Annotated in this window: 23 protein-coding genes; 8 read left to right on the top strand and 15 right to left on the bottom strand. The window is 66.6% G+C overall.

All coding sequences use genetic code 11. The annotated features are described in order from the left end of the window. Window position 1: 1 nt before the first annotated feature. Both ACFQU3_RS06090 and ACFQU3_RS06085 read right to left on the bottom strand, forming a co-directional pair. Window positions 2-211, bottom strand: a complete 210-nt coding sequence (locus ACFQU3_RS06090; protein WP_385907767.1) for a helix-turn-helix transcriptional regulator — start codon at window positions 209-211, stop codon at window positions 2-4. Between the two features lie 138 nt (window positions 212-349). Then, window positions 350-925, bottom strand: a complete 576-nt coding sequence (locus ACFQU3_RS06085; RefSeq protein ID WP_385907765.1) for a TetR/AcrR family transcriptional regulator — start codon at window positions 923-925, stop codon at window positions 350-352. Window positions 926-1,019: 94 nt separating this feature from the next. Between ACFQU3_RS06085 and ACFQU3_RS06080 the strand changes: the two genes are divergently transcribed. Further along, complete coding sequence (locus ACFQU3_RS06080) at window positions 1,020-1,184, top strand: hypothetical protein (protein ID WP_385907763.1); 165 nt, start codon at window positions 1,020-1,022, stop codon at window positions 1,182-1,184. Window positions 1,185-1,293: 109 nt separating this feature from the next. Beyond that, on the top strand, window positions 1,294-1,983 hold the full coding sequence (locus tag ACFQU3_RS06075) for a DUF981 family protein (protein ID WP_385908281.1): 690 nt from the start codon (window positions 1,294-1,296) through the stop codon (window positions 1,981-1,983). A 414-nt stretch (window positions 1,984-2,397) separates the two neighbouring features. On the opposite strand, the gene ACFQU3_RS06070 is transcribed toward ACFQU3_RS06075, so the two are convergent. Then, window positions 2,398-3,102, bottom strand: coding sequence for a hypothetical protein (locus tag ACFQU3_RS06070; RefSeq protein ID WP_385907761.1), 705 nt, complete (start codon window positions 3,100-3,102; stop codon window positions 2,398-2,400). 1,133 nt (window positions 3,103-4,235) lie between these two features. Here ACFQU3_RS06070 and ACFQU3_RS06065 point away from each other — a divergent pair. From ACFQU3_RS06065 to ACFQU3_RS06050, 4 genes are all read left to right on the top strand, one after another. After that, on the top strand, window positions 4,236-4,571 hold the full coding sequence (locus ACFQU3_RS06065; RefSeq protein WP_385907759.1) for a hypothetical protein: 336 nt from the start codon (window positions 4,236-4,238) through the stop codon (window positions 4,569-4,571). A gap of 343 nt (window positions 4,572-4,914) precedes the next feature. Next, window positions 4,915-5,490, top strand: a complete 576-nt coding sequence (gene folE, locus ACFQU3_RS06060) for a GTP cyclohydrolase I FolE (RefSeq protein WP_385908279.1) — start codon at window positions 4,915-4,917, stop codon at window positions 5,488-5,490. 142 nt (window positions 5,491-5,632) lie between these two features. Beyond that, complete coding sequence (locus ACFQU3_RS06055; RefSeq protein WP_385907758.1) at window positions 5,633-5,977, top strand: hypothetical protein; 345 nt, start codon at window positions 5,633-5,635, stop codon at window positions 5,975-5,977. A 222-nt stretch (window positions 5,978-6,199) separates the two neighbouring features. Then, the gene (locus ACFQU3_RS06050) at window positions 6,200-6,538 is read left to right on the top strand and encodes a LuxR family transcriptional regulator (protein ID WP_385907756.1); all 339 of its coding nucleotides are present in this window, start codon (window positions 6,200-6,202) and stop codon (window positions 6,536-6,538) included. Between the two features lie 58 nt (window positions 6,539-6,596). Here the strand turns inward: ACFQU3_RS06050 and ACFQU3_RS06045 are convergent, their stop codons facing one another. The 10 genes from ACFQU3_RS06045 to ACFQU3_RS06000 all read right to left on the bottom strand — a co-directional run bounded on the left by ACFQU3_RS06045 (window position 6,597) and on the right by ACFQU3_RS06000 (window position 18,515). Further along, window positions 6,597-7,067, bottom strand: a complete 471-nt coding sequence (locus tag ACFQU3_RS06045; RefSeq protein WP_385907754.1) for a hypothetical protein — start codon at window positions 7,065-7,067, stop codon at window positions 6,597-6,599. Between the two features lie 8 nt (window positions 7,068-7,075). Beyond that, a complete protein-coding gene (locus ACFQU3_RS06040; RefSeq protein WP_385907752.1) occupies window positions 7,076-8,872 on the bottom strand; it encodes a glycoside hydrolase family 15 protein in 1,797 nt (598 codons plus the stop codon). Window positions 8,873-8,911: 39 nt separating this feature from the next. Beyond that, window positions 8,912-9,823: a hypothetical protein gene (locus ACFQU3_RS06035; protein WP_385907750.1), complete on the bottom strand. Its 912-nt coding sequence runs from the start codon at window positions 9,821-9,823 to the stop codon at window positions 8,912-8,914. A 229-nt stretch (window positions 9,824-10,052) separates the two neighbouring features. Next, a complete protein-coding gene (locus tag ACFQU3_RS06030; protein WP_385907748.1) occupies window positions 10,053-11,390 on the bottom strand; it encodes an FAD-dependent oxidoreductase in 1,338 nt (445 codons plus the stop codon). A 127-nt stretch (window positions 11,391-11,517) separates the two neighbouring features. Further along, window positions 11,518-12,303, bottom strand: a complete 786-nt coding sequence (locus tag ACFQU3_RS06025; RefSeq protein ID WP_385907746.1) for a DUF2877 domain-containing protein — start codon at window positions 12,301-12,303, stop codon at window positions 11,518-11,520. Continuing rightward, window positions 12,300-13,694 (bottom strand): DUF1116 domain-containing protein, encoded by a 1,395-nt coding sequence (locus tag ACFQU3_RS06020; protein ID WP_385907745.1) that lies wholly within the window; start codon window positions 13,692-13,694, stop codon window positions 12,300-12,302. Before ACFQU3_RS06020 ends, ACFQU3_RS06025 begins: the two co-directional genes overlap by 4 nt. 20 nt (window positions 13,695-13,714) lie before the next feature. Continuing rightward, a complete protein-coding gene (locus ACFQU3_RS06015) occupies window positions 13,715-15,280 on the bottom strand; it encodes an argininosuccinate lyase (protein ID WP_385907743.1) in 1,566 nt (521 codons plus the stop codon). Continuing rightward, a complete protein-coding gene (locus ACFQU3_RS06010; protein ID WP_385907741.1) occupies window positions 15,277-16,299 on the bottom strand; it encodes a 1-aminocyclopropane-1-carboxylate deaminase/D-cysteine desulfhydrase in 1,023 nt (340 codons plus the stop codon). Before ACFQU3_RS06010 ends, ACFQU3_RS06015 begins: the two co-directional genes overlap by 4 nt. Beyond that, on the bottom strand, window positions 16,296-17,654 hold the full coding sequence (locus tag ACFQU3_RS06005) for an adenylosuccinate lyase family protein (protein ID WP_385907739.1): 1,359 nt from the start codon (window positions 17,652-17,654) through the stop codon (window positions 16,296-16,298). Before ACFQU3_RS06005 ends, ACFQU3_RS06010 begins: the two co-directional genes overlap by 4 nt. A 90-nt stretch (window positions 17,655-17,744) precedes the next feature. Beyond that, window positions 17,745-18,515, bottom strand: a complete 771-nt coding sequence (locus ACFQU3_RS06000) for a phosphosulfolactate synthase (protein WP_385907737.1) — start codon at window positions 18,513-18,515, stop codon at window positions 17,745-17,747. 64 nt (window positions 18,516-18,579) lie between these two features. Between ACFQU3_RS06000 and ACFQU3_RS05995 the strand changes: the two genes are divergently transcribed. Continuing rightward, window positions 18,580-19,602 carry an AIR synthase related protein gene (locus tag ACFQU3_RS05995; RefSeq protein ID WP_385907735.1) on the top strand — a complete coding sequence of 341 codons (1,023 nt, stop codon included), beginning with the start codon at window positions 18,580-18,582 and terminating at the stop codon, window positions 19,600-19,602. A gap of 124 nt (window positions 19,603-19,726) precedes the next feature. Here ACFQU3_RS05995 and ACFQU3_RS05990 read toward each other — a convergent pair whose 3' ends face one another. Together ACFQU3_RS05990 and ACFQU3_RS05985 are read right to left on the bottom strand one after the other, a co-directional pair. Further along, window positions 19,727-20,125: an OsmC family protein gene (locus tag ACFQU3_RS05990; protein ID WP_385907733.1), complete on the bottom strand. Its 399-nt coding sequence runs from the start codon at window positions 20,123-20,125 to the stop codon at window positions 19,727-19,729. A 119-nt stretch (window positions 20,126-20,244) separates the two neighbouring features. Then, window positions 20,245-20,814 (bottom strand): cupin domain-containing protein, encoded by a 570-nt coding sequence (locus ACFQU3_RS05985; protein WP_385907731.1) that lies wholly within the window; start codon window positions 20,812-20,814, stop codon window positions 20,245-20,247. Window positions 20,815-21,071: 257 nt separating this feature from the next. On the opposite strand from ACFQU3_RS05985, the gene ACFQU3_RS05980 reads away from it, so the two are divergent. Next, window positions 21,072-21,437, top strand: a complete 366-nt coding sequence (locus ACFQU3_RS05980) for a DUF488 domain-containing protein (protein WP_188031493.1) — start codon at window positions 21,072-21,074, stop codon at window positions 21,435-21,437. Window positions 21,438-21,441 lie beyond the last annotated feature (4 nt).

The following is a 21,441-nucleotide window of genomic DNA, read 5'->3' as shown; positions in this document are numbered from 1 at the left end:
CTCAGGACGCGGCCTGCTTGCGGCTCTCGACCCACGCGACGACCTCTTCGGGAACGTAACGCAGATGTTTGCCGATCCGCGCGCACGGCGGCCCATGCCGCTCGAGCCGCCACTTGTACAGCGTTTTGATCGGCACCGCCAAGTACTCGGCCACGTCCTCCACACGCCAAAGCGGCCTCGGCCGGGGTGCGGGCGCCTCCACATCCGTCATCGTCCTCTCCCTTCAGGATCGGGATCGTCGCCTCTCGACGCGCCTACTGACGGACAACGGGCACCCCGGGTCACTATCGCTCGTCATCGAGACCGGAGACCCACGAAGCGGCGTTGATTCTCGTAGACATCCCGACCATCACGACCCGGAGGGAACGCGGATGCCGCGCAGCAGCAGGTCTATGACACCGTCGGCCCAGCCGGGGCGGGCACGCCCGTACTGAAGGAGCTCGCCGAGGTAGGCGCCGAAGACCAGCCCAGCGAGCGCTTCCGCGTCGGCACCCCGTCTGATGCGGCCCTCGGCGACGTCCGCGTCGATCTGGCCCTGCAGGGCCTTCAGCCTTCGCGTCAGTCGGGCCCGGAGCGCCGCGCTGAACACCGGATCCGAGTCCGCAAGGACCGCGGCGACCACTCCGCGCCCGAGCTGCTCCTCGACCAGCCCCCGAACCTGCTCCAGCAGCCAGCGGAGCTTGTCCTCCACCGGCAGCTCCGCGGCCGGGAAGGGCTCCTCGCCGAACAGGGCGATCGTCGCCGCGATGAGCGCCTCCCGATTCCGGAAACGCCGGTAGATCGTCGTGCGGGCCACCCCGGACCGGGTCGCGACCCCGTCGATGTGAACCGCCTCGGGACCCTGCTCACGCAGCAGCTCCAGAGCCGCGCGAGAGATGCGCTCATCGACGCTCCGGTCGCGGGGACGTCCGGGTGAAGAAGCCATGTCGATCCTTCCGGGAACAAAAGACTGTGTCATTACGCTACACAGATTGTAGCGATATTCACGCGACACCACCGCTCCAAGAAGGAGGTTCCCCATGACCCCGAACGAAGTCCTGGTCCCCGGCGCCCTCGCGATCCTGTTCGTGGTCGCCTGGTTCGTCTTCGGCGTGATCGACGCGACCCGTGACGACCGACCCGTCCATCACACCGACCCGACCGGCCGGACGCCGGCCAAGGCCAACCCGGCCCGTCACCGCTGAACCAAGCGCGAGGGCGCCACCGTGCCCACCGGCCGACACATCACACGCATGCACCAATCAACGAGAAGCGGACCCGCAGCTGGCCCGCAAGGAAAGGAGAGTGGACGACATGGTCGTCTACAACGAACTGGTCGCCATCACGGCAGGCGCGGGACTACTGGGATTCGCCTGGTTCCTCACCCACCTCATCCGGGGCAGACGCATCGACAGCGAAGGCTGGGCCGCCTTCTTCGGCGTCACCGGGCTGCTGCTGCTCGTGCTGGGCCTGCACACCACGGTGACGTGGCCCTTCGGCGGCGACGGCTTCGAGTACGCCAACATCGCCTTCGGCCAACCTGCCGCAGGGTTCGGCGCCCTGCTCCTGTTCGCCGCCGTGTACCTGTGGCGCCACCGCGCGCTGTTCGCCGGCGAGATCGACGAGGCCAACGCAACCGCCATCGCCGCGCTCAAGCCGGTCGCCGTCTTCGTCGGCGCACTCGGCCTGGCCATGGGGGTCCTGGCCATCACGTTCGTCCGCTTCCAGCTCGGCGCCGCTCCCCCGCAGGAACCGATCAGTGGCCGGTTCGGTCACCTGCCGATCCTCGAAGCGTTGTTCCTCGGCGGGCTGTGGGGCGTGGTCGCAATCGGCGCGCTGCTCTTCGCGATCGCGCAGCTGGCCAACCGGCCGCGGCTGCTGCCATGGGCCGTCCGGGCCTGGATCGTCGGCGGCATGGTGTTCCTGCTCTTCGGCGCGATGAACTTCTACACGCACATCGGCATGTACTACAACATCGCCCACGGGACCATGCACGAGTGGTGACCTCGGCTCCTGGGAGGGTGACGAGGTTGAGTCCAACGGCGCAAGAGAGAGCCCCGGTCACGCCGGGGCTCTCTCTTGCAGACGAACCTCCGAACAATCCGAGTCCCAGTCTGCGCGGACCGGGGAAACGCCGTCGTCCGCGGGCAGGTCTATCCTCACTCGACCGCCGACTCCGCCCGTTTTCGCGCATCGTGACGGACTAGAAATGAGGACGACCGCCCACTCCGCCCTACTCGGGAGCGTTGCCACTCATTCGCGGTGGTGACGTCACCCCTACGGACCATGTCGAGATCTGCACTTCGCGTTCGCGGCGGAACTTCCAGCAAGCGCACGCTCACGTGAGGCGGGAGCGAACCCTGACCAACGGGACGGAACTGTGCGAGTGCATCCAGTGATGCTCCACGTGCCGGGCTCTCAGCAGTCCTGGCCCCGGGTGAGCTCATCCCAGTCGATCGCCGGGCTGTTGACGCGGCTCTCGGCGAGGTAGGGCAGAGGATTTCCCGCGGCCCTGGGTCCCGAAGCGAGCCACGCCGCGAGACCGTTCCGATTGCGTCGCTCGAACTCGTCAAGAAAGCGTTGACGCGCTGCAACCGCGCCCATCATCTGTATCCAAGATGAGGAGTCTCGCAACGCCCAGTAGCTGGCAAGCCACGCCTGGCACAGCTGCTCGTCGTTGAGCAGGGCAGGTTCTACGAGCCCCGGGGCTGGTCGGAACTGCAGACTCGTATTGGCGAGCGCGTCGTCCTTCGGGACCGTCTGCCCTGTCGATGGATTCAAGAGATATCGCCGCAAGTGGCTCCAGGCATGCGCCGCGTACGGTGAGCTCACGAGGAGAAGGAGGGCCAGCGGAAATACGCCGGGGCCTAGCAGCGATGCGAACCCGACGAGGGAACCGGCCACCGCCCCTGCCGCCAGACCGCTCCTGAGCAGCCACCCCGCACGATCACTATGAGATCGCGCTCCATCTCCGCCGAGGACCAGGAGCGTCAAGATGGTGCCCATGACTGCGATGCCGACGAGAGTCACCAGGGCCGCAGGGGAAAGGACCAAGGCGGCGACTATGCCGACGACGGCAAGCAATGTGACCACAGCCAGCCACGCGAAGCGATACGCCTTCATTGCACTGCCCACTCGACGTGGCGGCCCTTGCGGCACCCGTCATGCAACGGTGGGAGATCCGGCCACCTGCGGTTCGATGCATGCCTCATGACAGCCTCACCAGTTCGGGGGTGGGTCACTCGCTGGGAAGGATTGCACCCCCCACTCGTCAACGATGTCCCAAGGGGCTAGTTCCGGGCCGATGCTGTCGTTGGTCGACTTCGCCGCCACCGTTTGTGGCCAAGGGCACGAATGGGCCCCGAGAGCGGTATGCACCGGCAAGCAGCGGGAGCCCCTCTCGAGAGCAAGAATGCCAATGATCCTGGAAACTGGTGGCTGGGGATCTGGAGGGCGAGCTAGCGTCATGGAGGCTCCTTTGACGAACGTGGTTGGGGCCCGGATGACAAAGGGTTCGGGGGCTCGGAACTCACACTGGCGCGTCGGTGCCTCGACCGACAGGGCCGCGCCCGGCCAAGTTCTGCCCTCGTTGTTGCAGGCGCCGGGCAACCTCTGCTCCGTAGATGCGATGCGGCGAAGCAAGGATCCAGGCTTGGGCCAGGTCCAAGCCGACGGCCAGAAGACCTGCGCCCTTCTCATCGGCAGACGCGGAACGCTGACGGCGATGCCCTTCTCGGCTCCCTGATTCCATCTGGCGCGCCTTCGACCTCTGCCATCGCGTGCGCAGGGTTCCGATGGCCGGCCATCACGCGTGGCGGAACGGCTACGGCTCGCCCTAGATCGAATCCCCTTCAGGAGTCGGCAGAATCGCTGATTGCAACGACACCAAGAGCGCGTACTGGAGCGGCAATCAGTTGGGTTCGCGGCCTTGGGTCGAATCCGCATTCCCTTGCCGATCATCGGCAAGACAACCAACACCAGTCCTGCCGCAACCTGGCCTGTGCGCCAGCCTGCGGCGGCCATACGTTCGAGGAGATCCAGTCCAGGACTTTCCCAGGCGCCGCACAAAGGAGGCGAACATGCCCCTCGTGAATGATGGGACAGGAGTTCCAGAGGACTCACGCGCGCATCCGGGGGTGCTGCTGACTCCCCCTGGCGACGGTGGCAGGCCCACCGCCAGCCTTCCTCACATCGGGTCTCGGGCCCTACGAGCGCCACGTCGAGTCGGCCGGGCAAGTTCCGGCGCTGTTGTGAGCATGAGTCCGGCGAGCGCTCAACCGCGCAGCGAAACCTGCCGTGGCCTATGCGAGTTCGGTGGGCTGACTGAGTGGCATCACGACCGGCTTCTCGTCATCGTCGGTGACCCTGATGGGCTTCTGGAGCTCATCGAGATCGCCGTGACCTGGGCTGAGCTCGACTACTCGCGTCAGCCACTTATCCCTCCACACCGGTGGATGAGCTTCCTCGACAGTCACCACTGGTCGGATCCGCAGCGTGCCGAGCGCATCTTCAGCATCGCGACCGACGTCGCCATGACGGCCACTCGCGCTGCGACCGGCTCACTCCCCGGGCTGAGCGACCTGTCGCTGTAAAGCGTGCGGCGAAACGGCTCATCGAATATGGCTGCGCGGCGCCTCCTTTTAGAACCACGGCCCTGGTTCATGGGAGCCTTCGGCCCATAACCAGGTTCTTGCCCTCGAAGCAAGGGAAGGGATCCTCGGTGCCGTGGGGTGTGGACTCGCGCGTTCAGTGCTTGCATCCGTTTGGAAAGCCTTCGACACACACCCATGGCCGTGCCTCTCATGCGGACCACGAACAACACCGTAGTTGTTTCGACAGGCCCACGACCGCGCGCGCCCGCAAGGAGCAGACCCCGTGATCCCCATCTCAGCCCAGCACGAGCCAGACGTGACCACGGTGGAGCGCCCCCAACATCTGCGGGTGATCAGCCAGGGCCCGCACATCGAGCTCGACGCCGCCGAGCATGCAGTGAGGGCGTTGCTGGTTGCTCTGGGCCAAGATCCCGATTCCGAACATCTGCGCGAGACACCAAGGCGGGTCGCCAACGCCTACGCGGAGCTGTTGACCCCCGAGGCCTTCGACCTCACCACTTTTCCCAATGACGAGGGCTACGACGAACTCGTGCTGGCGCGAGACATTCCCTTCCAGTCGCTGTGTGAACACCACCTGTTGCCGTTCCAGGGTGTGGCGCACGTCGGCTACCTGCCCGATCGAAGAATCGTCGGGTTGTCCAAGCTCGCACGTCTGGTCCAGCGGTTCGCGCGCGGGCTGCAAGTACAGGAGCGGCTCACCAAGCAAGTCGCCGACAGCCTCGATTCACATCTGCACCCCAGAGGTGTTGGCGTCGTCATCGAGGCCGAGCACCAATGCATGTCCTTGCGCGGCGTACGGGCACACGGCTCCCGCACGCTGACATCGGCCCTCCACGGGCAGCTGCGTCACGACACCGCTACCCGCCAGGAATTCTTCGCCCTGGCCCACGCGCGGTAGCCGGCGGCTCTACGAAAGGCAGCCTGATGACGACGTCCGACATGTTCGTGACCGTTGGCGCCGGCCTCGCCGGCGCCAAGACCGCCCGAGCCCTCCGCGAGAAGGGCTTCGGCGGCAGAGTGCTGGGCCGCACCCACCCGCCATGCACGGCGTCGTCCCGACACTTCCGAACCTCCGCGACGATCACAGCCTGGATATCAGGATCATGACCAACCAACTACGAGTCGAACCGCTCGGGGGCCACGACTATTTGGTCCGAGTCCGCGAGGGTGAGGAACGGGTCGAAATCCTGATCCAGGCAAGCCCCGATGTTGTTGAGCGACTTGGGCTTGGCGGGCTCGCCGAGGCTCGCATCGTCGAGGCCACCGCAGCGTTCCTCATCGAGCGACAGCTTGCTGCTGACCTGCCGCAAGCACTGGACTTGGATGACGTCGCGGCCGCGTATGACAACTACCTCAGCGAACTCGAACGGCGCCTGTCCCCATGACGGTTTGTCAGGGCACCGTGCGTTGCGATGACGAGGGCCCGCTCGTCGTCGAGGTCCTCAAAGAGCTACAAGCCACAAGAAGGCAGGCACGCCGTCATCAGCCACACGCGACCATTGCGGCCTACGAACGGGGACCCGATCGTCTGTCATCAACAGCCGGGGCCTGATCGGCCCAGGCGGGCGTTGATCCCGAACCCGCAACCAGCATCTTGGAGTATCCCAGTGGAGACGACTTCTCTGACGTTGACCGTCCACCAGCAGCTCCAGGCTGCACGGCAAGCGAGCGGCGGCCGCAGCGCCCGCACCGTCTACGGCGGCCGTGATTGCGCCTTGCGCCAGACCGTCATCGCTTTGGTTGCGGGGCAGCACCTGGATGAGCACGAGAACCCCGGCGAAGCGACCGTGCATGTACTGCATGGCAGGGTTCGGCTGGCCACCACGGAAGCTTCGCGGGAGGGCTCCCCCGGCGAGCTGCTCGTCGTGCCTGATGCGAAGCACACCCTCGAGGCGCTGGAGGACGCGGCCGTTCTCCTAACCGTCGCCAAGCACGGACTCGGCTGAGGCTGAGCTGCACTGCCGCCACGGGTGGCGACACGCCTTGTGCCGCACGTGAGTCTTGTCAGCGGGCGAGGGTGAGGAACATCGCGATGATGGTGCCGTAGCCGATGTGGGCGAACAGGCTGACGACGGGGGTTCGAACGCCGTAGTTGCGGGCCATGAACCCAGGCGGCTCCAGCAGCGAGACTGTGCCTGCATCGGAGGACGTCGTTCCCATCCGCGGGTGCACCAGCGGCAGCAGTACGTTGACCAGAACCGTGCCGGCGAACAGGCCGTGTCCGAGCCCGAACGCCGCTCCGAGCCACCAGTCGGAGCGGCCGAGCGCGACGAACAGCCCGTAATAGCCCACGGCGAAGATCTGCCCCATGACGAAATGGGCGAGGTAGCCGAGCGCCTTGGCTCGCGTCCGGTCCGCGGTGATCGCGGTGCCCAGCAGGAACGGCAGGTCCATTCGGGTCAGGTGGAACTCGCTGGCTGTGCGTAGCACGGTGGTCAGCAACAGGGTCCCGGCGAAGCCGCCGGCGAGCGCCACCCACACACTCATCGGGGCTTCTCCCCAGCGATCGTCAGGGCCGCGCTGATGAGTGACAGGTGGCTCAGTGCCTGCGGAAGGTTGCCGAGGAACGCTCCGGTAGCGGGGTCGATCTCCTCGGCGTAGAGGCCGACGTCGTTGGCGAGGGCGACCAGCTCGTCCATCAAGGCGGTTGCCTCTGAGACACTTCCGGTCCGTGCCAGCGCCTCGGCGAGCCAGAAGGAGCAGCTGATGAAGGCGCCCTCCCCGCCGCTGAGGCCGTCGCCGCCGCTGTAGCGGCGTACATAGCAGCCGTGCCCGAGTTCGCGACGAACCGCGGCGACGGTGTCCGCCCAGCGCGGGGAACGAGCATCGCCGTACCCCGACAGGAGACCCAGCAGCACACTCGCGTCGAGTTCTTCACCGCCGGCGAAGCGGACGTAGCTCTTCAGCTCGCTCGAGTAGCACTCGCGTTCGATGAAGTCCGCGACCGCGGCGGCCTGTTCGAGCCACCGGCCCTTGTGGCGGGCCGGGATCAGACCCTGCTCGGCCAGGCGCCCAGCCCGGTCCAACGCAACCCAACACATCATCTTGGAGTGGGTGAAGTGCACCGGCTCGCTGCGCACCTCCCAGATCCCCGCGTCCGGCGAGCCCCACAGGTGGCAGACCAGGTCCGCGACCTGGGCAAGGCGCCGGCCGATGTCGGCATCCACCCGGTGGCCGGCCCCCGCATAGAGCCACGCCGTCTGCAACAGCTCACCATAGGTGTCCAGCTGAAGCTGCGCCGCTGCAGCGTTGCCGACCCGGACTGGTCGTGAAGCCCGGTAGCCGGGCAGCGGCAACGTCCGCTCGCGGGCGAAGGCTCCACCGTCGAGTCGGTAGAGCGGCTGCAGCCGTGGGCGGGTTAGCTGTGAGGCGTGCATGAGCCACCAGAAGTATGCCTGCGCCTCGGGGGCGCAGCCCAGGCGGAGCAGTGCGTCGAGGGTGAAGGCGGCGTCGCGGACCCAGCAGAAGCGGTAGTCCCAGTTCCGCACCCCGCCGATGTCCTCGGGCAGGGAGGTGGTCGCGGCGGCTGCCAGCGCCCCTGAAGGGGCGTGCACCAACAGCTTGAGCGCGAGCGCGCTGCGGGCCACAGGGTCTTGCCAGGGGCCCTCATAGCGCCCGCCACCTTGCCAGGCCCGCCACGTCGCCAGGGTGGTGGCGTACCGCTCATCGAGCTCCTCGCGAGCGGGAAAGATCAGTGGCTCCTGGTGGGCTGCGCACAGCGCGATCACCGCCTCCGATCCCGGACAGGTCTCGAACGTGCCGCCGACCCAGTCACTGCCGGTCTCGATCTCGCCGGCGTCGAACGTGCAGATGGCGATGGCGTCCGCTCCCGAGGAGAACACCGGGACGTCGTACCGCCGGGCCAGTTGGGTGGGCCGCTGGCCGTCGCCGAAACGCGGCCTTGCGCGCCAGCTCATCACCACGTGCCCCGCCACCCCCTCGACCCGGCGCTGCAGCTCACGCAAGGGAGACAAGCCCGCGTCGCCATTGAGGCTCATCGCGTCCAAGAGCCGCACGACCCCGTCGGTGGTGGTGAAGGTGGTTTCCAGCACGTTGGTGCCCGGTAGGTACCGGCGGGAGACCTCAAAAGTTGCGGTCGGGGTGACCGTGAGGCAACCACCGTGTCCCGCGTCCAGCAGGGCTGCGAACATGCTCGGCGAATCCAGGCTTGGCACCGCGAGCCAGTCGATCGCACCATCCTCGGCCACGAGCGCCACCGTGCGACCATCCCCGATCGCCGCGTAGGACCGCAAGGGCGCATAGCCGTCGTCTCGTTTCATGAATGTCCACCCTGACGCGAAAGTGCAGGCACACCAGAGTCACCCACTGGGGCGCTCATGCTCCGCCGCGAGCTGCCGCAGTCCCGCGTGCACTTCATCGAGAGTTGCGCCCCATGGCACTACCGTCATCGGTCCGTCTTGGACGACTCCTTCCTCGATGTCGCAGCATTTGGTGAGGATGCGGTCCTGACCTGGCTCCGCGAGGTCCCGCGGGCACATCTCGACGTTTGGTGGTTCGTCGCCGTAGAAGTGCCGATGAATCTGGCGTGAACGTTTACAGCCTACGAGCACCCAGTCGTGACGGGGAGGTCGCTCGTCGAGGTAGTAGACCCTGCTGTCTTCGGGGGCGACCCCACTGCCCCGGCACGGGAGGAGGTACTGCTCGGCCGGCTGGGTGGCCGAGAGTTCGAGTAGGTCGAAGATCTGGGGCTCGAGCACGATCGGTGGCAGGTCTTCGGCTACCTCGAGCACGCGACGGGCCTGGTCGAGCAGTTTGGGCGGGTACGGCGGCGCCACCTCGGTCAGCCGTACCGTGATCGGCGCGGCGTCCATGATGAAGCTGACGTGCTCGTACATGCCATGAACGATGACGCACCGAGTGTCGGAGGCGTCCCGCAAGGCGGCCCGACAGAGCTGGCTCGGGATGCCTAGATCGACCTGCGGGTCGTGGACGAACGCGGCGTCGTCGGGTCCGGCGAGCAGCTCGACCCGCGTGATCGGCGAGAACAGCGGCTCTCGCGAGGCTGTTTCCACCTGGAGCAGGGCCACGTCGACGCTGCCCTGGAGATGCACGACCACATATCCAGTTCGCCGGTACGCTTCGCGCCCCTTGAAGTGCTTTCGCAGCCGGGCCTCGGTCAGCGGGAAGTCGACGGTGGTAACCGCCACCTCGCGATACCGAACGGGCATGCGGTTCATCACGCGCTGCGGCTCGTCCATCACGAGGATCACGGACCCCATTGACGCCGATGGCTGCCGGGCATCGCCAGGATGATGAAATGCTTGATTCCCCACGGCAGGCGGCGGTAGAGCGGCACGAACAGGTACTTCCAGAAGATCACCTGCGGGTTCCTTGGCCCAACCGGAGGGGGCCGACCGAGGTATCGCTGCGCCAGCTCTGCCTGTACGGCCTCGAGCAGGTACTTCTGGGAGTTCGTCCGAAGCCAGCCAGAGAACCTGGTCATGACTGGCCTGCCGCTGTCAAACCGTTCTGCGCGGCCAGAGCCATGGGTTCGTTGAGCGCGCCCATCGCCGGTGAGTAGACGTTCTCCATCCACGCGATGTCATGCAGGGTCATCCCCTTGCGGGCGGCCATCGCGAGGAAGTCGCAGCGCTCCTTCACGCCTTCGCCGCCCACGAGCTGTGCACCGATCAGTCTGAGACTGTTCGGCTCCGCAAGCAGCTTCACGCGAATCTTCTTGAAGTCTGGGTAGTAACGGGCGCGCGAGATACCTTCGGCGACACCCATCACGAACGGAATTCCCAGGGCTCCGGCAAGCGCCTCGCCGAAGGACACCCCGCCGATCATCCACTTCCCCCCGACCAGCCCCCACGGCACGAAGACTGGTGAGTAGGTTCGCAGCCTCCCCGCCGCGCCGCTTCCCGCGACCTTGCCTTGCGCGTACGCGTGACTGCCGGAAAGCCCTTGGACCGGCACACGGGTCGTCCCCTGTGGCACCTCGACACAATCGCCTGCGGCGAAGACGTCGGGCGCCGAAGTCCTCATGTGCTCGTCCACGATGATTCCACCGGTGGAGCCCAGCTTGATGCCTGCCTGTGCCGCCAGGTGGTTGTTCGGCAGCTTCCTGGCACCGATGACGACCATGTCGACAGGGATTTCCCCCTCGGAACTCTTGACGGCGTGTACTCGCTCGGTTCCCAGAAACGCCTTGATCTGAGTGTTCAGGTGGATGTGCACGCCCATCTCGCGCCATGACTCCTCCACCGGGGCCATGATGTCCGGGTCGGCGATCTCGGCCATGGCCCACGGATGGGGGTCGACCAGGTGGGTCTCGATGCCTCGACGTGCCAGTGCGGTTGCCATCTCGACGCCGATCGGCTGGGCCCCGGCGATGACCGCACGTTTCACCGTGTTGAGGACGTCATCCCAGGCTTGAGCCGCCCGGATATCTCGCACGTAGTACAAGCCGTCCAGGTCTCCGCCGGGGATGTCGGGTCGCTCGTACTGGAAGCCGGTGCCGATGATGAGGCGGTCGAACCCGATGTCGGGCTGGCCGGGCACCTCGACGGTGTGCTCGGCGAGGTTGATGGCGCTGACCACCGTCTCATAGTGGATCTCGAACCCTTGCGCCTCGTAATGCTCCTTGCCGAGCAGGATCAGCCGGTCAAAAGAGTCGATCTCCCCCCCGTGCACGTACGGGATACCGCATGGGCTGTAGGCAACGTCCTGCAGCTCGGTGAAGACGATGACACGGGCGTCCGGATCTACCTGCTTCGCGGCGCCGGCGGCACCCATGCCGGCCGCGCTTCCTCCGATGACCACGATGGTGTTCGTCATCGCCTCATCCCTTCGCCTCAACGGTCGTGCATGCGTCAGCCCCTACTTCTGGACCATCGATGCAGCGGCATTTAGTATCAGAGTCAAAGCGTACACTATAATTGATGCCCAGGCGTTACGGATCGCGTCATGGCCCAGGCGCCGGAGGTAATTCAAGGAGAGCTGCTCGCAGGCCGTAGGCCAGGGCGGCACCCGACGAGCTACCGAAGTGACACAGGCGCTCCGCCGCCGCGCTGACAGCGCCGTGGTCACCCCTCGCCAAACCATGGAGCAGATCGTGAGCGGGTTCGATGCACCGACCTTGGGCAGCGCATGTAAGGAACGCGCTCGCGATGTCGTTCGTCCTCGCGAGGTGCTTGCGCTGCACGTGCGTCCACGCGGCCATCCCCGACGCGCCCCACATCGCGCGAGCCACGAGTAAGACTCCGGCCATCATGTCGTCGCCGGCCGGTGTGAGGCCTGGTCCGCGACCTCCGACCTCAGCCGCGAACGTGCCCACGTCGCCGCGGCGCAAGGCGGTTACCGCGGCGGCGCCGAGCTCCGCACGCCCCACCGTTCCGACGTCAAGTGCTGGTCCGAGGTCCGGGAGCCAGCACCGCGCGCCCCCACGGGCGCGAGCCAGCGACGCTGCCGGCGGGAGCTGGGGCGACCAGATGGGCGCGTCCAACAAGATGCAATGATCACCGATGCGGAGCCTGTGTCTGTCCACCCACACCAGGCACTCCGGGCCAATATCGGGCAGGGTCTCGACGCGGACATGGAGTGGTCCGCGCGGCGCGTCCGTCGGGACCAACACGACGAGCCCGCCCGGAACCACCAGGTAGATCGCGCGATCAAAGACCGCGCGCACACGCCCGGAGCCAAGGGTGCACAGCACCTGAGTCGCATCGATCCCGACGTCCACTGGCCTCATGTGAGATGCTCCGCGAGGCCGAGGACAGCGTCGGTGAAACAGTCCAGCGGTGCGGTGGCGACGCCGGCACCAACCTGCCCGGTTCCGGCACTGACGTGCAGAATCCCGGTGTTCACCTTTGGCGTCTGGCTGAGTTTCGCGATCAGGCGTGCGTCGACGCCCACGGGCGTCCCGCGCATGTCCAGGGTTGGGAGTTTGAAGCGGCTGCTTTCACCCTGGCAGATGTCGGCCATGTTCTCTGTGACCTCTGCTGCGCCAGCCATGGTCCCGCCCAGGAAAGCGGCGACCGCGGGTGAGCCAGCGGCTGCCGCTCCCCCGAGGCCGATCAACTCGAGCACTGCGCTGTCGCCGATGTCACGTGCGCCGCTGTCCGGTCCGAAGCCAGGGTTGTAGAGCGCGTCTCCGATCTCGGGAGCTTCGGCGAGGAACCACGTCGACGACCCGGCAAGGCGCACCCCGAACGTCGTCCCGTTGCGAGCCATGGTCGTGACGATGCTGCTGTCGTTGACCTGCTCGGCCCACATGGTCAACGACTTGGCGGCCGCCATCGCCAGGTTGAGGAAGAACAGGTGGTTGGCCGACAGGAAGCGGCCGAGTTCCACGGCCGCTGCGCCGCTGGCTGCGACGAGTTGCGGGAGCAGGTGTCGGATGAGCAGGTTCGTGCTTGCTTGGGTACGCATGTGGACGTCGTCGCCCATGGCGAGGCCTTGGGCAGCAAGGCTGAGGACGTCGACCGGTCCTGACTGCGCCACAGCGGCAGCGAGTAGAGGTCCGGCGACGTCGCGCAGGAACCGTAGACGCGCGATCGCCGCCTCGGTCTCTCGGCCAAACCAGGCCACGTTCCCCGAGCCCTGGTTGATGGCCGAGAACGCCCGTGTACCGCCCGCCTGGTTGTCCACCACCAGGACGGGCATCGACGGGCCGAGCGCGGTTGCCATCGGAAGCACCGTGTCATGCAGATTGGCCGGTTCCAGATGAACCCTGCCCGAGCGCAGTAGAGCGTCCGCCTCTGCCGGGTCCGCGGCCCATCCTTCGGCGACAGTGGCGGCTCGCATTGAACGTCGCAGCGGATCGCAGACGTCCGGCCACTCGATGGCTGGTCCGCAGTGCAGCAGGGTGCGCCGGTCGACGTCGGGCAGAACGTCGCCAGCCGTGGCCACGGCTGTCCACAGCGGCACACCGGTGTCGAGCCGTCGAAACACTTCGGCGTTGGCGGCGTCGATTCGCGCAGCGTGATCACCGAGCAACGTGGTGAGTGCCCTGATCAGCCGCACGTCGCCGCCGGCGGGGATACGCCAGTCCAGCTGGGCCGCCGGCCGGCCTTGGGTTTCCACTGCGTCTGCGAACAGCTGCAAGCCGACATTCACGACGGCGATCTCGGTGGGAAGCACGGCAGGAGTGGGTCGTGCGGTCATAGCGAGCCTCCACGTTTGGGTGCGGGATGTGCGGGTGCCGGATCGACTCCTGCGTTGACGGCGGCCGTGGCGCGTGCCAGCAGGTCAAGCTCGGCAGCGGCGAAGCCGCTCAGTCGCGCGGCGGCGTCCGCCGCAAGTGCCGTGGCATCGGCGAAGGTGGTCTCCAGCATCCGCTCGACCGCCTCAGGTGCTGCGCCGCCCACGGCCTGGCGAGAGGCGACGATCTGCGCCGGGTCCAGCACTGCCTGAAGGTCGGAGTCGATCAGCCCCCAGCTCGCCCCGGTGCGGCCCTCCGCAGCCGTGTTGAGCATGTCCGCCGTGAGGTCGAGTCCGCGCAGGCCGACTCTGCTCGCGTCGCGCACCACATCGCCGACGACGAAGTAGGCGGTGCGGTAGTCGACGTGCCGAATCTGCGTGAGGTGTTCGGCCAGGTCGGTCGCTTGTGTGTACCCCTTGACGAGCTCCTCCCGCAGGTTGTCGGCGTTGACGTGCAGGGTGCGCACCACGCCGGTCATGAGGGCCGTCACCCGGATGGTCAGATCGAGAGCGCGGGGTACTTCGCCGTAGGCAAAGATGAAGTTGTCGCTGCGCGCGGAGGGGCTCTTGGTGACGGCAAGGAATCCCGTGAGTCGTCCGATCAGGACCCCGGAGGCGCCCCGGACGATGGAGAGCGCGTACGGGTTGCGCTTCTGTGGCATCAGCACGCTCGACCTGCTGTAGCTGTCGTGCAGGTCCACAAAGTTGAACTCGCTGCTGGAGTAGATCTCCAGGTCCTCGGCAAGTTTGCTCTGGTTCGAGACCATGCTGGTGCCGATCGCGAGCACCGCGATCAAGTCGTCGACCCGCCACATCGCGTCGCGGGTGTGGCCGATGACCGTGTCGAACCCGAGCGTGCGTGCCAGCGCCGTCCGGTCCTGCTGCAGTCGCGTGCCGTTGACGCAGCCGGCACCCCCTGGGCTGGCGTTGATCTCGGCGAGTTCGGCGAGCAGGCGATGCGCATCGCGCAGTGCTGGCTGCGCGAAGGACAACAGGTAGTGGCCGAACGTGGAGGGCTGGGCCTTCTGCAAATACGTTTGGTCAGCCATCAGCGTGTGTACATGCCGTCGCGACAGCCGTGCGGTCTCCTCGACGAATCGGGACGCTTCCCGAACGAGGTGTGCGATCTGGGTTCTCAGGTGCAGGCGAAGCGCGATACGTGCGGCCTCGCGGCGAGGTCGGCCCGCGTGCAGCCACCCGGCGGTGTCACCGATCCGGTCGACGAAGAACCGCTCTCGGGAGTTGTACGGTTCGCCGAATGCCGCGTCGTACGGAAAGTCCTCGGCATCGGTTTCGTGGGCCTCGAGCAGCAGCTTCAGGAGTGCGCGTTGGGCGTGCTCGGGGATGATCCGACGCTGGGCCAGGTCCAGGACGTGGGCCATGTCGGCCAGGTTGTAGCCGCGGTGCAGGATGGGGGCGTCCTCGTTCTCGAGCGCGAAGCCGGACGCGATGAGTTCAGGCGCCGCCGAGGTTTGCGGTCCGCCCACTCGTCTGCCCGACGCGGGATCGGGTAGATGCCTGGTCACGACGTGATCCCGGAAGTCCGGTCGCCTGTGCACGAGGCGGCGAACCCTGCGCCGGAGGTCACGTAGCTGCTGATCGCGCCGGCCAAGCCGCCTGTGTGCCAGAAGACGACCGGCGGGCCCTCGATTGCGAGCTGTCGTAATGCAACAACGAAGGCGGCCGCCGTGTAGTCGCAGTCCAATACGAGCCCTTCGGTCTCCAACGCTAGTACTGCGGCCGCCCGTTCGTTGGAAGTGGAGTGGCTATCCCCATGCAGACCGCCCGGCCCCTGATTCAGTTTCAGCGTGGCTGGGTTGGGCATGGCTACGCCGAGCTCTCCAGCGCAGCCGCTGATGAGCGTGCGCACGTGCGGTATCAGCGTCGCCCGCGGCCGGCTGACCGAGACCCCGGTCAATCTCCATCGTGCGTCCAGTTGGCTCGCACCAACGAACAGGCCGGCGATGCTGGCGCCAGAGCCCACGGCCATCACGATGCGAGCCCGTTCATGGCCTTCGGCGGCCAGCTGCTCGGCCAGTTCCTGGGCCGCACGGGCAAAGCCCAGGCTGCCGATCGCATTGGCGCCGCCGCGCGGTATCGCCACTGCGGACCGTCCGTCGTGATTCAACTCGCCAGCTCGATCCCGGATCCGGTCGTCGAGCTGCTCACGTGGTCCGCCGCTGAAGGACAGCTGCGCGCCGCTGGCCACGGCCATTGCAAGGTTTGCGGCGGTGGGCGGTGGGGGGTGCCCCGGCAGGACGATGTGACAGCCAAGCCCTCCTGCTCGGGCGGCCACCGCGGCGCCCTGACAGAAGTTCGATCCAGCGGCGCCCCCCACGACAAGGGTGTCGTGACCGTGCGCCATCGCATCGCCTAGCAGGTACTCGAGCGGGCGGGCCTTGCTTCCTGCCAGCGCAAACCCGCTGAGGTCATCGCGCTTGATCAACAGCGGGCCAAGCCCCAGTCGCGCCTCCAGTCGGCTGGCTCGGACCAGCGGGGTCGGCCAGGACCCAAGTTCCAGGCGTGGCTGGTCATACAGAGTCACGGTTCTTCCTTCTCGAAGCGCGCGGCGTACGCGCGATGAAGCAGCAGGTCGACCATCGCGCCCGCTGAACCCGTTGCGGGTCGCCTGGCCCAGGCTGCGACCTCCGCTGGCTCCAGGCCGGCTCGGGCGGCGACGGCCGCCGTCAGACCAGGCGCGCCTGCCGAACGAGTGGTCACCACCTCGGCCAACAGGGCCTGCGCGGCCTGCTTTCCCCGCAGCGCGGACAAGGCAGCGAGGATCTGCTCGGACTGCAGGTTCTCACCGCCCGCTGACAGGTTGCGTGCCATTGCCTCCGGATCGACCTCAAGACCCCCGATGACAGTGCGGGCTTTGTCGAGGGCTGCAACGGTGAGCTCGCACACCTCGGGCAGCGACACCCACTCGGTCTTCCAACCGCGCCCGTCTCGCTCGTGCTGCTGGTCCATGGCCTCGAGCAACAGACCCGAGTGTGCGCGCACCAGACGCGACAGCGTGTCGAGATGCTCGCTGCCCTCGGGGTTTCGCTTGTGCGGCATGGTGATGCTGCTGACGCCACCGCGAACGACACTTTCGCGTAGCTCGGCGATCTCCGGGCGGGACAGCTCGTAGACTTCGCCACCGATCCGGGCGAGTGTGGCGCACACGAGGGCCAGCACATGGGCAAATTCAGCGATTCGATCGCGGCTGGTCAGCCAGGAGATGCCAGGGTCGTCCAACCCCAGTTCGGCGCAGAAACGACGGCGCAGTTCGAGTCCGTCGCTGCCGTAGAACCCCAGCACACCGACTGCGCCCGCCAGTTGGCCGACCGCCCATCGGCGCCGACCCTCACGCAGTCGATCCTGGTGGCGACGCAGCTCGTCGGCCCATCCCGCGACTTTGAAACCGAAGGTGGTTGCGGCGCCCGGCTGTCCGTGTGTGCGCCCGACCATGATGGTGTCCCGATGAGCTGCCGCCATCTGGAGCAGGGAGCCCTCCAACGCCCAGAGCCTGTCACCTACGAGGGTGCCGACATCTCGAAGCACCAGACCAAACCAGGTGTCGGTGACGTCTTGGACGGTCGCGCCGTAGTACACATGCTCGGACGCAGGCGCCGGGACTATGCGCTGCAGCTCGTGAATCAACCCGATGGTTGAGTGGCCCGTCTGCCGGGTCGCAGCCGCGATCCGTTCGAGGTCGAGCCGCCCCGCGTCGGCGCACTCGGTGATCGTCAGGGCGGACTCGGTCGGGATGATCCCAAGAGAGGCCTGGGCATTCGCTAGCGCCACGAGTATTTCGAGCCAGCGCTGCAGCCTGTCCCGCTCTTCGAACAACCGATCCAGGTCAGGAGCGGTCCACAGGTGTCGGTAGATCACCGAGTCAGCCATCCGGGTGCTCATGTCATCTCCTACGCCAGTGATGGAGGCGTCGGCCACCTTCTGCGGCAGCCTCTCCCGGCGACCGCGTCTGGCGCCTATGAGCGAGGGGCCTCACCATGACGCTGGCGCCGGCCGGATCACGGCAGTGTCGGCGCGCAGGCCCAACCGCAGAGCCTCGAGGTTGACGACGTCGTCAAGGGCAATGTTGCCGACGTTGACGTCGGATCCGAACCGGCTGATGCACCAGGCTTGCTGGTCCCTGCGGGGCGCTTCGAACAGGAGGCGTTCCGGGCCGGCCACCCCGACCACAGCATCGACAATCTCTTCGATCACCTCACCGCTCGCGTCATATGTGCCGACTGTCCCGCTCTCGCGGCCTTCGGTGATCACGAGCCATGCACCGGCGGCGAGGTCATGCCTGACTTCGTCCTTCCATTGCCAGAGATCCAGGCGCCGCGCCGGATCCTTGAAGCCCACTTCGGTGAGGACGGTGAAGGATCGCGCAGCTCGAGCGATGAGTCGAGTCTTGTCCGCGAGCGACATCGGCATGACTCCTCGTGAGACCTCCACGAGGGGCACGCCGACTTCCGCCGCCCATGCCATGCATTCCTCGACGCGGCCTTGACTCCAAGCGATCTCCAGCAGAGTGCCGCCAAGGCAAGCCTGCACGCCGTGCCTGGCCAGAAGCGTGAGCTTGGCGTCCAACTCACGGTCCAGGTACGCGGTGCCCCATCCGAACTTCCAGATATCGACGAATTCTCCAGCCGCCTCGAGGAGGGCACGGGTCTGGGACACGGGAAGCCCTTTGTCGAGAACGTGGGTCAGGCCGGTCGCGCGGGGCTTGCCCGGTCGTAGTGGAAGGCTCAGGAAGTCCGGCGACATGTGTCCTATAGTAGACGTCACGAGCATGATCCGACAAACACATCAGGCGAGAGGTCAGTGGTACATGATGCGCGCAGCACCGTCGTCAACGCCGTCGCCGGCTTCCATCGCACCATCGCCCGAGATCAGGGGGACACGTCCCGAGCTTGCAGAACTGGTCCTGATTGCGCGCGAGCATCCCGGCCTGCTGGGCAAGTCCGTGATCGGGCTGGTGTCCGACGTGTTCGGGCCGAGCGACTGGCTCAGTGGACCGGGCGACGACGGCGCCGCCATCCCCCTGGCTGGAACGAACGTGATCGCCTGCGGCGAGGCGCTCTGGCCGCCCTTCGTGGCGAGCGATCCATACGGCGCTGGAGTTGCGGCAGTACTGACGAACGTGAATGACCTGGCGGCGATGGGGGCCACGCCTCTTGGCATCATCGACACGATCGTCGCCGACGACAGTGTCGCTCACCGGGTTCTCCAGGGAATGCGATACGCCTGTGAGATCTACGGCGTCCCGCTGCTCGGCGGCCATCTCACCCGAGGTGACGGCGCGCCATCGGTGTCCGCGTTTGGCATCGGCTGCGCCTCACATCCGCTGTCCGTCGCCAATATCCGGTCTGGGCAGCGCCTCGTGTTCGCCTGCGCGGTCGAGGGCGACATGCGAGAGGACTTTCCATTCTTCCGGTCCTTCGACGTGCGGGCTGAAAAGGTCGCCGGCGATGTCCGAGTCCTCGCCGACGTGGCCGACAGTGGTGCCTGCGTTGCGGCGAAGGACGTCAGCATGGCTGGTTTCGTTGGTTCCCTCGCCATGCTGCTCGAGCACGGTCGGTTCGGCGTCACCGTCGACCTTGACAAGGTTGCGCGGCCGCGGGGCGTGCCGATGCACCGCTGGCTGAGCTGCTTTCCCAGTTTCGGCTTCCTGCTGTGCGTCCCGTCGGGTCGCGAGGATGACTGCCTCCGGCCGTTTCATCAGCGCGGGCTGAAGGCTGATGTCATCGGCGAGATCGACCCCGGCGGGCAGGTCGCGCTCCGTCGAGGCGCTGAACGCGTCACAGCTTTCGACCTCTCCACCGAGACAGTGACCCGCTTGCGTCGCGCGTAACCGATCCGAGGACGCATGAAACCGTCACGCCGCGCCGCCGAGCCAGCGAGACTCGGCTACCCCGAGACTCGGTTGGGCTGGCGACAAGGGCGGGCGACCCATCCGATGACAGACCCGGCGCCTCCTACCCCGTCGTGATGCTGACGTTCACCGCCTCGCGCAGCGTGTTCGTCACGTAACAGACCCGCTTGGCTGCATCGACAAGGTCCTCCAGCTCCTGGGGAGTCGGGCCGGTGACATGGACTCGGATGTGGAGCGCGTCGAAGCGTAGTCCCGCGTAGTCACCCACGACGTTCACTCGTGCGCGGCCCAGCGCAACTCCGCGCCTGCTGGCGCTGTGTACCAACGCCAGTGTGAAGCAGGATGCAACCGACGCCAGGAGTAGGTCCGTAGGCCCCGGGGCGGCCCCGGTTCCGCCAACCGATTCGGGTTCATCGACCGCCAGGCTGAAACCCTCAACCTCCACGTCGCACCGCAGGGGCCCAGGGAGCCACGAGGCATGGGCGCTACGGCTGCTCAACATTGCCACACCTCCGTCGATACACTATCCGCATCAGAGTATACATTATAGTATACGCCGCTGGTTCGCATGACCTAGAGGAGCACCCCAGACCGTCGAGGGCGCGTCGGATGGATGCCGCCTCAGTGCAGCGACGGAACCCGGAGCGAGATCCACACGGCCTTTGCGGGCCGCGCCGAGGGATTGCGCCAGCGGTGTGGATGATCCGTACGGAGATGCAGAGAGTCTCCTTGGCGGAGTTGGTAGGTGGTGTCGATCTCGAACTCCATGGAACCGCTGAGCAGGTACACGAGCTCCTCCCCCGGCTGCGCGAGGGGGGCCTTTCCGCTGTCCAGGCCCGGAGCGATCGTGACGATGGCCGCAGAGAGGGCGAAGCGGCCGAACGGCCCGGCGAGATTCTGCCTGTTCACGCCGTCGGGCGAGGGAAGCAGGTCGTCTCGATCTTTGGCCCGAACAAGCACAGCCGGCGCCGTGTCGTCGGCGCCTTCCTCGATGAAGTAGCCCACCGAACGGCCGAGCGCCCGAGCAAGCTTCATCAGGGTGGTGATCGTCGGGACCATGGCGTTGCGTTCCATCTTGTGGATCGCCGCCGCGGAGACGCCGGATCGCTCCGCCAGCTGCTGCAGTGAGAGCCCCTCGCCCTGGCGCAAGAGATAAATCTTTGGCCCGATGCCCGCAATGACCTCGTCCAAGGCGTCCCTCGCTCCTCTTGTCGACTCATGGCCGTAGCGACCTGTCCCGAGTAGGATAGATGATGTTCCGTCCATCATCATGGAGGCACACCGACGGGGATCAGCATGCGGCAGACCGGGCGCGCGTCCAGCGATCGGCCCCAGGTCCTATTCGAGAGTTTGATGGTCTCGGTGCGTCACCAGCCTTCGCATCCGCCCACACGGACTGCTTGGTCCCACCCAGTGCGGCAGGCGCCCGAAGAGGAGGAGCACGACGAATGAAGAAGAAGCCGACCGTCACGGCGGCGCGGGTCTATGACACCCCAGCCCAGACCGATGGCACTCGCGTCTTGGTCGACCGCGTCTGGCCACGCGGTGTGAGCAGGGAGAACGCGCACATCGAGCACTGGTGCAAACAGGTCGCCCCCTCGACCGAGTTACGCAAGTGGTACGGGCATGAGCCGGCGCTGTACGACGAGTTCTCGCGTCGCTATCGTTCCGAGCTCGAGGATCCCGTGCGTGCAGCAGCCTTGACGCAGCTTCGGGCACTGGCCCAGTCACGGCCTCTGACTCTCGTCACGGCCACGAAGGCACTTGAGATCAGCCAGGCCGCCGTCCTCGTTGACGTCATTCGAGGGTCATGAGGTC

This window comes from Terrabacter sp. GCM10028922, from assembly GCF_042666095.1.
Taxonomy (GTDB): domain Bacteria; phylum Actinomycetota; class Actinomycetes; order Actinomycetales; family Dermatophilaceae; genus Terrabacter.
The sequence above is the reverse complement of the archived record's forward strand: the minus strand, read 5'-3'. Positions and strand labels throughout refer to the sequence as shown.